Raw genomic sequence first — 12,661 nt, forward strand, 5'->3', positions numbered from 1 at the left:
TCCTTTGTGTGTGCGTCGCGCTCTGGGCGGACCTGCAACTTTGGCGACAGGGCCTCCAAAGGCTGGCCGCATCTGGCGGCGGGCAATTTTCTTGAGGGCCGTGGGAAAGGCTATCGTTTGAGTCGACGGAAAAACGCCGGCCGTCTGCGTTTGCAGGCGGCCGGCGTTCTTTAAGGCACTGATAGATCAGTCGCGGTCAGCGTTTATAGACGCCAAGATCTCCGAGGTCGATGCCATAGCCGCTCTTGAGCTTGTCGTTCTCACCGGCGAAATAGTCGTCCAGGTAGGAATGGCCAAGAAGGAATCGATTCGGATTCATCGCGCCGTAGTAGCCCGCATTGGCATTGCTGTTGCCGTCGAACAGGACATAGCTTCCCTGCCATCCCGAGCCCGCCACGCCCCAACTGAGGACATGGTGGATGTACGGGGCGAACTTGGCGAAGAGCTTGTACATCAGCGCGTATTGATACCCCAGGGCGTCGGATTGCCTGATGTTGAGCGCCGCAGGAGCAGTCGCGCCACCACCGGGCGCGCTGGTCGGCATCTGCAGATCGAACTCCGAGAAGTCGATGCCGGAAAGCAGGTGGTCGTCGACCAGCTTGGCGAACAGCGCGGTGGAGTACTGTGTGTCGCTGGCCTGGGTGCTGCCCACTGCATCATGGGCTTGGTTGCCGATGATCTCGATGAGAGGCCGCCCGTCGTACAGCGGGTCTGACAGCCAGGCGCTGTTCAATGCGCGAACCATGTTGTAGACGGTTCTCGCCTTGCTCCGCGCCGTAAAGCCGTAGTCGTTGTAGACCAGTTTCGTCGGATTGCTTGTGACATAGGCATCGATGCTGCCGTTGTCGTCGTGGCCATCGAGCTTCATGTAGTTGGGCAGTGAAGCGTAATTGGCCTTGAATGCCGCTGCCATCTGGGCATTCGGCGCCGCGATGTGGGCGAACTTGAAGAGCAGGTAAACGTAGTGGTCTTTGAGATCGCCGGCAATCAGGTCGTCCGACATCGCCACCAGCCAATTGGTGTGCTTGAGGCTGCTTCTCCAGCTGTTCGGGTCCAGCGGGATGTTGACGCTGTGGCGACTCTCGTGGACCTCCTCGTTGAGGATGTCCCAGGTCGAGAAGGGAATGACGCCGCGCGCTGCGCTGGAACCGTACTTCGTCGACGTGGTCAGGAAGTGCCGCATCACGTAGGTGATGTGGTTGAACTGCACGCGCCGGGCCATCTCCTTGGACACCGCCGTCTGCCTAGAGACGCCATTGCCCAGTCCGTAGAAGTAGGGCGTGCCGTTGTAGCCGGCAGCCAGCGTGGCGGGCGTGATTTGCGTCATCCATCCCGGCGCCTGGTTGTACCAGGCCATCACGTGGCCGTGGATCTTGTACTGGCCGGGCGTTCCCGAGTCGCGGATGCCCAGGTAGGCGTTGTCAGGGAAGCTGTATTCACCCACGCCCGGCGTCGTGGTCGCGCCGGTCAGCGGTTCACCCAAGACGCTGGTCAGCCAGTTCGGGCCGCGGGGGTGCGTTCCGTCGGCCTTGAGGTTGTTGCCGTCGACGAAGATTTCGTAATGCCGGGCCCTTGTTCCGGTGACTGCGCCGGTGCCCAGTGCGCCCATCATGAAGTAACCGTTGGCGTTGTTGTACAAGCTCTTCAGAGGTGCGACGACACTCTGGTTCTGCGTATTGACGACGTTGGGCAGTGCAGTCGTCTTCGGATCGGGCTGCGTGATCTTCAGGTTCTGCACCATGACCGACGTGCTTTCCGGAGGCCGGCCGTTTTCCCCGTGCAGTTCCAGAACGAAGGTCGATGACGCGCCCGTTTGCGGCACGTTGACGCTGACGTGGGTCTTGAGCCAGGTCTCACCGTTGTAGCTGCCGACCCAGGACGGATTGAGGTTGGTGTAGTCGTATCCGCGGAGGTAGCTGTCGATGGTGGTCGAGCGATTGGTGAGTCGCCAGCGCATCAACTTGCCTTGCCCGCTCTTCGGGTAGTAGACGTCGAACTCAATCGTCGCGCCCGTGGGAACGTCGACAGACGGGGACAGAGGCGATTGCATGCTGACGCCGCCGAACGTCGTGGTTCCGCGGTAGAAGTAGTTGATCAGCAGCACCTGTGCCTGGCCTTGCGCGTCAGCAAACGGATACGGAATCATCCGGAACGTGCTGCCGTCGAAGTCGGCGGGAACACGTGCATCCAGCGGAGTGCGAGCGCTCCAGGCATTGGTGGGCGCCGTGACCATGACGGGCAATCGACCAGGGCCTGGGTCCAGACGGAAGTAGGGGTCCGAACCGTCTGACTTGATCTGCCCCTTGAAAGCCGCCATCGCGCTTTGCAGGTTCGGCATGGCCTGGGCATTCCACTGAACCAGGGCATTGCGCGCGGCTTTGAGCGCGTCGTCAAGTGCCTTGAATTCGGCGGCGGTGACCCAGGGGAGCGCCTTGTTCACGTCGGATCCGTTCCCGGCATTGCTGACCTGGACCGGGAATTCCGCGTTGCCGGCTGCAAGAGCCTGACCCTGTGCGATGAGGCTGTTCAGCTGGGCGGTCAGGTCGGGTGTCGCGGGCAACACCACTCGCAGCGATCCGCCGAATGTGCCGCCGGTGTAGGTGCCGCTGTAACGCTCAACAACAGCGGCGCCCGAAAGGCCCGCACTCGCGGGGAATGTGAAAGCGGTCGACACGACGGCGCGTGGCGGAATGTTGCCGACGGCTTTCGGCAGGGGTGAGCCCGCCGCAGTTCCCAGCATGGCAGTCGATACGACAACGTTCTGTGCCGTGGCGGTGCCGTTATTGGTGAGATACACCGTGGATTGGTAACTGCCGTCGCTGAGCTGGGTTCGAGTGGCAGTCGTGACCAGTGTCACCGTTCCCTGCGCAAAAGCGCCTCCGAATACGGAGAACAGCATGACGATGGCAAGGGCTCGATAGCCCTTTAGCAAGAATCTTATGTAATTCATTTGTCTCCACCTTGTTGGGCGGCAACCCGCGAGCATGTGCACGCTTCGTCGGTTGCCTTGGTTATGGACGAGAACTCATGCAGTCGCCTGCGCTGACAACCTGCCGCCCTTCTTCCTGAAGCGGACAAGCCCGGCCAGGATGGCGGTGGACATCAGCAACATGCTCGACGGCTCCGGAACCACATTGACGTTGAAGCCGACCGTCGCCAAGGTGTTCGTCTCGCCCAGGCCGCCGCCCAGAATCGAGAAGCTGCTGGCATACATGCCATTCGAAATGCCAGCAGGCACGGTCAGCTTGAAGAGGAAGCCAGTGAAGCTTTCCCCCGGTGCTAGGGCGAGCGGGAAGTCCGAAAAGAAGCCGCTGTCGTGCAGCGTCAGCGGATCCGCCAGCGTGTAGGCGTCACCGTTCAGATAGACGTTGTCCAGATTGCTCAACGGTGCGGAGACCGTGGCTTCGAACTCCAGAATTCCGCCGTTGGGTGACATCTCCTGAAGCGGGCTCGTCAGGGTCAAGGTCAAGACGTCGGCGCGCGCCGTCACGGATGACAGGCACAACGAAAGCAGCGTTGCTACAACGTAAATCAGGCGTTTCATGTTTTCCTCTATAAGGACGGGTTGGACTGCAATCAGTGAGGGAGACGGCGCGGACATCGGCGCCAATCGTTCCGGGGAGTTCCGGACAGGTTCTCAGGGCCATTGGCCCGTCTGCCCATCTGCTCGTTTTGCACGGCGGAAGTCGGCAAGCCAATGGCCACGCTGCCCGTCTGACCCGGGCAATCTGTTGGAGCGTTAGCGGCATCGCTGCGTTGCCGGCGAACCCGGTGTCCCGCAGTCGATGGAGGGGACGCGTCTGTCGCCGATGTTCTTCACATCCGGCAATGGCCAGGCGTGGAGAGGGCGAGCGAAATCGGCGTGGGGCGAACCCGGCTAGGCAAAGCCTGAGCGCGGAATAGCCGGTATGCCCTCAACCGGCGCAGGCACTGAACGTAGCAACGACGGCAGGCCGTGGAGTGAACGGAAGCAAAGCTGCTTCATGGTGCCGTGTCTCCTCGTTATGTTTGCGCTTACCATGAATTGGTAGCGCATCTACTAACGGTACCAAGCTCGTCAGATCAGTCCATAGGTAGCACTACCCATTTCATCTCTTTACATTCGTAACGTGTCGGACACGATGGCGCGAATGGTTTGACTGCAAGCACGGTTGCGAGCGCTATCGGATCACTGCGGGAAGTACAGGGAAGGCGCGACGGCACCAAGCGCGTCAAGCGCGGCGGGCGGGGCTAGGGCTGATGTCGCGGCGCCAGTCGCCGGCCGAGCATGTTGCGGAGCCGTCCGACAGTCGCGATCACTCCGGGTCAGCAGAATCGCTGCTGTTTCAGGAGATGCCCATGGAAACGTCGCTCGCGGACCCGCTGCATCCCGGCTGGGTTGAAGGATGGATGGTGCTGCACACGAGGCAGGAGCTGCCGGGTGACTTCGTCAGCATCCACGCACATGCGGCCGATGCGCAGGCCGATGCGCAGAGGCTGGGTCCTGGCCATCAGGTGTTCCATGGCCGGTATCACGCCGGCAATGATGAGTTCCTCATCGACTAGTCGTGGTTGTCTGGCCGAGAAGACGAGGCCTCTGGGCAAGGGCGGCCGACGGCGACTATTGGATTTGATGGCCTGCGACGCTCGATCGGTCCGGCCGTTCGACGGGCGCCGGCGTCACAGCCGATGACGCGCGGACTCAGCGCGTCAATGCCGACGCATCCGGCGTGATGCCACCCTTCAGGCTGACGCTGGAGCCGATGGCAGCCACCAGCGCGTCCGCGCGCGGCAGCTGCAGTTGGCGGCGCAGGTGATAGACGGCTTCGAACCCCGTGCAATGGGCGCCTAACAGCCGTTTCACGCCGAAGGCCCGCATCTGTCGGCCGGTCCAGTCGAGCTGGGCGTCCTTCAGCGCGAACAGGTGGAAGCCGCCCACCAGCGTCACAACCGGGCGGGCCCGCACCACGCGATCGCGCACATAGGCCATGGTGTTGACCACGCCGGCATGCCCGCAGCCGGAGATCAGCACCGTGCCCTCAGCGGTGTCGATGGCGATGGACGAGTCCTCGGGAATGATGTCTTCCACTGTGTTGCCGTCCAACACCATCTGTCCTGATCCGGACCAGTTGCGCTCCGGAAACCGGCGCGGCACAGGGCCGCTGAACCACAACCCCGGCAGCAGCTCCATCGGCTCGTCATGCGCGAAAAACTGGATGCCCAGACGTTCCATCTCCGCGCGATGCTTCACGAGGTAGGTCGGCGCCATCCTCCGGGCGGCTCAGGAAGGCGGCCGAGGCGAGATGGACGCGGCTCATCGCCCGTGGGTTGCGGACCTGGAGCGCCTCGCGTAGCGAGATCAGTCCGCCGGTGTGGTCGTCATGGTTGTGGGTGAGGACGACGTCCTCCACGTCCGACAGGTCGATGCCCAACGCCCGCGCGTTCTCCAGCACTGTGCCTGGCGCCAGGCCCGTGTCGACGAGGAGCTTGTGCCCATCCGCCTCTACCAGCGCCGAGAAACCCCATTCGCCGCGAGTTCCGTAGTCGGCCACCATCGTCGACAGGATGGTGATCTTCAGATCGCGCACCTGGGTCGGCCTCTTTGCAGCGGCCGCCGCGTGGGCTCCGGGGCTGATTACGCAGAGGGCGAGAAAGAACGCAATGACCGGAATGCGCACGCGATGCTCCGGGAAGACTCGGGCAGTAGGCAGTTTGGAACGGCCCTCGGCAGATGTCGGAGCGCTGCCGCCGCGCCTGCAATACTCGCCACCCGTCATCCGACCGCAGCCCCCGCGTCGGCCGTGATGGCGGCGGACGGTGACACGGCATCCCGCCACAGGCGTACGGCGCGGCGGGTGCCGGCAGGCAATACAACGGCCCATGAGAGCAAGGAGACATATGAATTCCAACGGTCTGACACGTCGCAACTTCGTCAAGGGCGTGAGCGCCGTCGGCCTGGCCACGGCAGGTGGCGCCGAAGCTGCCGCGGCCGGCGCGCCGCTCTACAAGCAAGCTTCCGCGCCCGTGGAGAAGCGGGTGGAGGACCTGCTGTCGCGCATGACGCTGGACGAGAAGGTGGCCCAGCTGATGTGCATCTGGCTGGGCAAGAACCAGGTCCAGAACGAGCGTGGCGACTTCGACGCGGTCAAGGCGACGCAGGCGCTGCCGCATGGCATGGGCATGCTCGCCCGCCCGAGCGACCGCAAGGGCGTGGGCAATACCAATGCGGGCGCGGATGCCAGCATGGCCAACCGCACCGCCGTCGAGACGGCGGCCTACGTGAATGCGGCGCAGGCCTGGGCTGTCGGCCAGACACGGCTCGGCATCCCGATGTTCATGCACGAGGAGAGCCTGCACGGCTACGCCGCCCGCGATGCGACGAGCTTTCCGCAGGCCATCGGCCTGGCTTCGTCCTTCGATCCGCAGCTGATCGAGCGGGTGTTCGCCGTCTGCGCGCGGGAGATGCGCGCGCGTGGTGCAAATCTGGCGCTGGCGCCCGTGGTGGACGTCTGCCGCGACCCGCGCTGGGGCCGCGTGGAGGAGACCTACGGCGAGGACCCCCACCTGACGGCGGTGCTGGGCAAGGCCGCGGTCATCGGCTTCTCGGGCACCGAGCGTCGTCTCGCGCCAGACAAGGTGCTGGCCACGCTGAAGCACATGACGGGCCACGGGCAGCCCGAGCGCGGCATCAACACGGCGCCGGCGCAGATCTCCGAGCGGGTGCTGCGCGAGGTCTTCTTCCCGCCGTTCGAGAAGATCATCCGCGAGACGCACATTGCTGCGGTCATGCCGTCGTACAACGAGATCGACGGTGTGCCCTCGCATGCCAACCCCTGGCTGCTGAAGACCATCCTGCGCGAGGAATGGGGCTTCAAGGGCCTGACGGTCTCGGACTACTTCGCAATGCGCGAGATGGTGTCCCGCCACCGGCTCGTGCCCGATGTCACCGAGTCGGCCTACCGGTCGTTCACGGCCGGAGTCGACATCGAGACGCCCGACAGCGCGGGCTACGCCAAGCTGGGCGAGCTTGTGAAGGCCGGTCGCATCCGGGAGGCCGACATCAACGCGGTCGTCCGCCGCATCCTGGAGCTGAAGTTCCTGGCCGGCCTGTTCGAGAACCCGTACGTGGACGCGAGCCTGGCAGACCGCCTGACCGCCACGCCGGCCGCGGTCGCGCTGGCGCGTGAAGCGGCGGTGCGCTCGGCAGTGCTGCTGAAGAACGACGGCGTGCTGCCGCTCGACGGCAAGAAGGTCGGCAAGCTGCTGCTGCTGGGTGCGCATGCCAAGGACACGCCCATCGGTGGCTACTCCGACGTCCCGCGCCATGTCGTCTCCATCCACGAGGCGCTGGTGCGCGAGGCCCGCACGCAAGGCTTTGCGCTGGAGTACCGCGAGGCCGTGCGCCTGACCGAAAAGCGTGAGTGGGCGGAAGACGAGGTGCGCTTCATCGACCCAGCGGTCAATGCGCGGCTCATCGCCGAGGCGGTCGAGGCGGCGAAGGTGGCCGACACCATCGTCATGGTGCTGGGTGACAACGAGCAGACCTCGCGCGAGGCCTGGTCCGACACCCACCTGGGCGACCGCGATTCGCTGGAGCTGTTCGGCCAGCAGAACGAACTGGCCGCAGCGATCTTCGCGTTGAACAAGCCCACGGTCGTGTTCCTGCTCAACGGCAAGCCGCTGTCCATCAACCTGCTGCAGGCCCGGGCCGGCGCCATCATCGAGGGCTGGTACCTGGGCCAGGAGACCGGCAACGCCGCCGCCGATCTGTTGTTCGGCCGTGCCAACCCGGGCGGCAAGCTGCCCATCACGATCCCGCGTAACGTGGGACAGCTGCCGGTCTACTACAACGCCAAGCCGACGTCGTTCCGCAACTACCTCGGCGGCGACAACACGCCGCTGTACCCGTTCGGCTTCGGCCTCAGCTACACGACGTTCTCGCTGTCGGAGCCGCGTCTGTCCCAGCCGACGATCGGCCCTGCGGGCAGCGTCGTCGTGTCGGTCGACGTCGCCAACACGGGCAAGCGCGCGGGCGACGAAGTCGTGCAGCTCTACATCCGTGACGACATCTCGTCCGTCACGCGGCCGGTCAAGGAGCTGAAGGGCTTTGCCCGCGTGACGCTGGCACCGGGCGAGAGGCGGACGGTCACCTTCACCATCACGCCGGCCGAGCTGCAGTTCTACGGCATGGACATGAAACGCGTCGTCGAACCCGGCACCTTCACGGTCATGACGGGACCCAACAGTGTGGACCTCAAGAGCACGGTGCTGACTGTGACGGCATGAGCGGCATCAAGGCGATGGCGAGCGAGCCGACCTGACCGGAAGTACCACGCGAGAGGCACAGGAGTCAGCGGTTCTCCTGTGAGCCTTGCGTCTGGGACGGCGCTTTCGCGGGTTCTCTTTTGGCTCGATTGATGATGGCGTCGACGCGCTGCGCGGCGCTGGCGGGGTCGAATGCGGATTTCGGTGGGGGCGGAAGCAAGTCGCCCCCCGCGGTCCCGACCGGCCTATCGGCAGGCGTGGCCGGCGCGGCCTTCGCCGGATCCTTGGCTTGGGGTGCGGGTGCGGGTGATGGAGCCGTCTTCCCGGGGGGCTTGCCCGCCGACGAACGAGCGGGTGCAGGCTCCGCGGCGGCCACCCTTGTGCTCGCGAGCCGCACCTCAGCGTCGAGCCGCAGCTTGTATTGCGCCAGCTCATGGCTCAGCTGGCGGTCCTGCATGCACATCTCCCATTGCATCTGAGCCTGGTCCAGTCTGCGGTTATCGGACGTGGAGAACGTGTCTCGCATGGACCTCGACAGCATCCAGTCCGTGCACGCCTCCTTTGAATAGTCGTGCTCGACGATCGTCGTCACGATCCTCTCTACCGCCTCGGCCACGCGCCGGCTGGCTTCGGTCCCGTCCGGCCCAGGCGCCGCATGCGTGGCGCCGACCAGTTGCGCGCTGGCCGATGTCACCGCGCTGGCGCGGTCCATCTCCTTGCGGAGCTGTTCGAGGCTGTCGAGATCGGCGGTGGCCAGCGCCGCCTCCTGCTGGGCCTTGGCAAGCTCGGCCTGCGCGGCGGTCAGTTCACCGCTGCGGGCGGCTTGTGCGCCCTTGGCATCCTTCAGGCCCTGCGTCTCCTGGCCTGCGGCCTCTTCGGTGGCCTTCTTCAAGGCAGCCTCCGCCGCGGCGACCTCCTTCTTCTTCGCATCAACAGCGGCCGACTTTTGCGTGGCCGTGGCCTGCGCGACCAGCTGCTTCTGCCGCGTGTCGGTGATGAGTGCCGACACCTGGCCGAAGCTGTTGCCCAACCGTGCCGAGCCGTTGCCGCCGATCGTGGCCTGGTTGGCCACCGTCGCGCCGGTGAGCTGCTCGATGGCCAGCAGGCCCAGCATGACGGCCTGATAGCGCCGCTGCAGCCGGACGAAGCCCACATCGTCGAGCGCGCCGCCGGCATAGCCTTCGCACAGGCGGTACATGGCATCACGCAGCGTCTGGATGGTCTGCGTGCGCAGGCCGATGCTGGCGGCGCCCTCCTGCGTGCCGTAGGCCAGGCCCAGCGACTTGGCCGCCACCGTCATGTCCACGCCCAGATTGGCCGCCAGTGCGGACAGCGCGTCGGGGCTGGGCTCCGCGCAAACGACGTTGCGCGCCGAGCTGCCGTCATAGGCGGGCTGGTAGACGCTGAAGAGCGCTCGCTGCTTCGCGTCGATGCTGACCGACGCCCCGTTCGTCAGGACAAAGTCCTTCTTGACGGCGTTGAAGTTGGCGCAGCCAGACAGCCCGGCGGCGCTCAGCGCACAGACGATGACGTTGAACCTGCTTGCCATGGTCGACTCCCGCCGGCGCGAGGGCGCCGATGGACCGGAGCATTGGGCGCCGTGCGGCTGAAGTCACCGTCACTGTTGTGGAGTGCAGCGTGTCTCGGGCGCATCGCCGATCATTCGCGCTCCACCGCTTTTCGGAGTCGTGCCCATGACATCCCGCAAGCTGGGCCTCGCGGCCTTGTTGCTGCTAGCGCCTTTGGCGGCGGCCCGGGCCGCTGCGATCGAGGTCCACGCCGGGCCGCTCACCTACCTCGTCGACAGTGCCACGCTGCGTGTGGACCTGCGCGACGGGGATGCCACGCCGGTCCCGCTGCTGAAGGGGCAGGCCGCCGTGGACGAGAGCCCGGTCTCTGCGGGTGCCGGCGTCTGGTCCTGGACGATGCGCGACGGCCTGCAGGTCCGCGTCAGCACGCAGGGGCGGGCGCTGACGATTGCTGTCACGGGTGCCGAGGGCGCGCGCTGGCAGGCGGCGATGCCGGAGGTCTCATCGGGCACGTGGCTGGTGCCGGACGGGGAGGGCATGGCCTTCGGCGTGGCCGATGGCGTCTGGCGGGCGGCCTTCGGCCGCGAGCACTGCCTGGGCGGCACGACGGACCTGTCCTTCCCCGCCTGGACGCTGCTCGACGGCGCACGCGCCGTCACCTATGCGCTGGACGACGGCTTCCAGTCGCAGCTGTGCCTGCACGACACCGACGGGCTGCAGACCCGGCTGACGCACCAGTTCGCCGAGGGCGCGCGCACGGTCTTGCTGATGATCGAGCCGGGCGAGCCCGACCCGCTGGCCCCCGCGCTGTTCTACCGGCGCTACCTGCAGCAACAGGGGCGGTTGCGGTCCTTTGCCGACAAGCAGGTGCCGGGGCTCGACCGGCTGTTCGGCGCGCCGCACCTGTACGTGTGGGGCGATGGCCGCGACCTCGCCTTCCTGGACGAGCTGAAGGCGGCGGGCATCGGCCGGGCCGTCATCAGCTATGACCAGGACCCGAAGACCCAGAAGCACCTGGTGCGGTCGGCCTACCTGAAGCGGGCCCGCGAGCTCGGCTACCTGGCCGGGCCCTACGACGCGTTCGACAACGGCCAGCCGGACGACACGGCGGACATGCCGGCGGCCATCTGGGGGCCCGCGCTGTATCCGTCGGGCTGCCTGCGGGACCGGCGGGGTGCCGTCGTGCCGGGTTTTGCCAACCGGGGCTGCCAGATGTCCAGCGATGCCATCGCGCGGCATCCCGGCGGCTTCGTGCCCGCGCAGCGTTATGCAGCGCATGTGGAGGAGGGCGCGAACCAGGTGTTCATCGATGTGGATGCCTTCGGCGTGTTCTATGAAGACTTCACACCCGGCCGCCGCATGACAAAGGCGCAGGACCGCAGCAACGTGCTGGCTCGGCTGGCGCTGGGCATTCGTCGGTACGGCCTCGTGCTGGGCTCGGAGAACGTGACGGCCTGGAGCGCCGACGTGGCGCATTACTCGCACGGCACCGGCCTGGCCCACATGGCGGCCGTGTGGCCGCTGCTCAGCGACGCGCGCTTCAACGGCTACTGGCCACCCGAGCGGCCGCCGCTGTTCTTCAAGCGTTTCACGCCCACGGCCCAGGAGGCGCGTGCGCTGTTCGGGCCGGGCGACCGCCTGCCGCTGTTCGAGGCGGTCTATCACGACGCTGTCGTCGCGGTGGACCGTTGGGAGTTCGGCCTGATGAAGGTGGCCGGCCAGGAGGCACGTCGCTACGCCCGGGCGTTACTGTTCGGCATCCCGACGATGTGGAACCTGGACCGGCGCGACCTCGCGGCCCACGGTGCATGGCTGCGCGCGGCGCATGACGACTTCCAGGCGGTGCACGGCGTGTCGGCGCCGGTGGCGCTGACCGCCTTCGCATGGCTCACGCCGGACCGCCAAGTGCAACAGGTCCGTTATGCCGATGGCCGTGTCGCGACGGCGAACTTCGGTGACGTGGACTGGCAGGGCCTGAAGCCGAACTGCGTGCGGCTCGCGAGAGGGGCGACAGCGGCACGGGTGTTCTGCCCGCCGGCCGCTTCACCGAACCCGGGCTGAAACGTCCGAAGCCCTTGCTGCAGCGGCGAAACTGCACCTTCCCGTTCGCTTGCTGCTCCCTGTTCCTCGCATGAAGACCTCCACTCCGATTCGCCTTGCCGCTGCCGCACTGATGCTGGCTGCCAACTGTTCGCAGGCCGACACGCTGCTCGCTTCCCCCGACGGCCAGATCGCGCTGCACATCGCTGACGACGGCGCCAGCTACCGCATCACGCGCCACGGCGAAGCCGTCATCGCGAGCTCGCCGCTGGGCCTGGAGCTGGACGGCCAGTCCGCGCTCGGCCCGCTGACGCTGGCTTCGCGCGAGGACGTGCAGCAAGACCGCACGATTCCACTCATCGCCACCAAGGCCGCCCAGGCGCGGGACCACTACCGTGGCACGACGCTGACCTTCCAGGAAGCCGGCACTGGACGGCGCTTCATCATCGACGCCCGCGCCTATGACGAGGGCGTGGCCTTTCGCTACCGGCTCGAAGGCGCCGGGCCGGTGCGGCTGCGCAACGAGCGCACGGCCTTCGTGCCGGCGGGGGACCCAGCCTGCCTCGTCACGCCCGTCGACGGCGGCCACGAGGCCCAGTTCGAGCGGCGGCGCGTGTCCGAACTGCCGGCCGATGCGGCGTTCGACGTGCCGGTCGTCTGCGGCACGCCATCGGGCCGCACGCACTACGCCATCACGCAAGCCCACCTGCAGGGCTACACCGGCGCGTCGCTGCGCCGCGAGGGCGCCGCGCTGCGCCTGCACCTGTCCGGCGTACCCGGCCGCACGGGGCCAGCACTCGTGTCGGCCAGCGGGCTGACGACAGCCTGGCGCGTCGTCATGATGGCCG

Annotated in this window: 9 protein-coding genes; 4 read left to right on the plus strand and 5 right to left on the minus strand. The window is 66.3% G+C overall.

Annotated features, from left to right (window positions below; genetic code table 11):
• Window positions 1-196: 196 nt before the first annotated feature.
• Complete coding sequence (locus LXT13_RS07480; RefSeq protein WP_233371192.1) at window positions 197-2,899, minus strand: endo-1,4-beta-xylanase; 2,703 nt, start codon at window positions 2,897-2,899, stop codon at window positions 197-199.
• A gap of 126 nt (window positions 2,900-3,025) precedes the next feature.
• Window positions 3,026-3,544 (minus strand): PEP-CTERM sorting domain-containing protein, encoded by a 519-nt coding sequence (locus tag LXT13_RS07485; RefSeq protein WP_233371193.1) that lies wholly within the window; start codon window positions 3,542-3,544, stop codon window positions 3,026-3,028.
• A gap of 794 nt (window positions 3,545-4,338) precedes the next feature.
• Here LXT13_RS07485 and LXT13_RS07490 point away from each other — a divergent pair.
• The gene (locus tag LXT13_RS07490; protein WP_233371194.1) at window positions 4,339-4,545 is read left to right on the plus strand and encodes a hypothetical protein; all 207 of its coding nucleotides are present in this window, start codon (window positions 4,339-4,341) and stop codon (window positions 4,543-4,545) included.
• Window positions 4,546-4,681: 136 nt separating this feature from the next.
• Here the strand turns inward: LXT13_RS07490 and LXT13_RS07495 are convergent, their stop codons facing one another.
• The gene (locus LXT13_RS07495) at window positions 4,682-5,212 is read right to left on the minus strand and encodes an MBL fold metallo-hydrolase (protein WP_233371195.1); all 531 of its coding nucleotides are present in this window, start codon (window positions 5,210-5,212) and stop codon (window positions 4,682-4,684) included.
• Window positions 5,178-5,657 (minus strand): MBL fold metallo-hydrolase, encoded by a 480-nt coding sequence (locus LXT13_RS07500; RefSeq protein ID WP_233371196.1) that lies wholly within the window; start codon window positions 5,655-5,657, stop codon window positions 5,178-5,180. Before LXT13_RS07500 ends, LXT13_RS07495 begins: the two co-directional genes overlap by 35 nt.
• 220 nt (window positions 5,658-5,877) lie before the next feature.
• Between LXT13_RS07500 and LXT13_RS07505 the strand changes: the two genes are divergently transcribed.
• Window positions 5,878-8,265, plus strand: a complete 2,388-nt coding sequence (locus tag LXT13_RS07505; protein ID WP_233371197.1) for a glycoside hydrolase family 3 N-terminal domain-containing protein — start codon at window positions 5,878-5,880, stop codon at window positions 8,263-8,265.
• 64 nt (window positions 8,266-8,329) lie between these two features.
• On the opposite strand, the gene LXT13_RS07510 is transcribed toward LXT13_RS07505, so the two are convergent.
• On the minus strand, window positions 8,330-9,793 hold the full coding sequence (locus LXT13_RS07510; protein WP_233371198.1) for a hypothetical protein: 1,464 nt from the start codon (window positions 9,791-9,793) through the stop codon (window positions 8,330-8,332).
• Between the two features lie 145 nt (window positions 9,794-9,938).
• Between LXT13_RS07510 and LXT13_RS07515 the strand changes: the two genes are divergently transcribed.
• Complete coding sequence (locus LXT13_RS07515; RefSeq protein WP_233371199.1) at window positions 9,939-11,834, plus strand: glycoside hydrolase; 1,896 nt, start codon at window positions 9,939-9,941, stop codon at window positions 11,832-11,834.
• A 70-nt stretch (window positions 11,835-11,904) separates the two neighbouring features.
• Window positions 11,905-12,661: glycoside hydrolase family 97 N-terminal domain-containing protein (locus tag LXT13_RS07520; RefSeq protein WP_233371200.1), on the plus strand; the 757-nt coding region annotated here is incomplete at its 3' end.

Source organism: Pelomonas cellulosilytica, from assembly GCF_021353265.1.
Taxonomy (GTDB): domain Bacteria; phylum Pseudomonadota; class Gammaproteobacteria; order Burkholderiales; family Burkholderiaceae_C; genus Pelomonas; species Pelomonas cellulosilytica.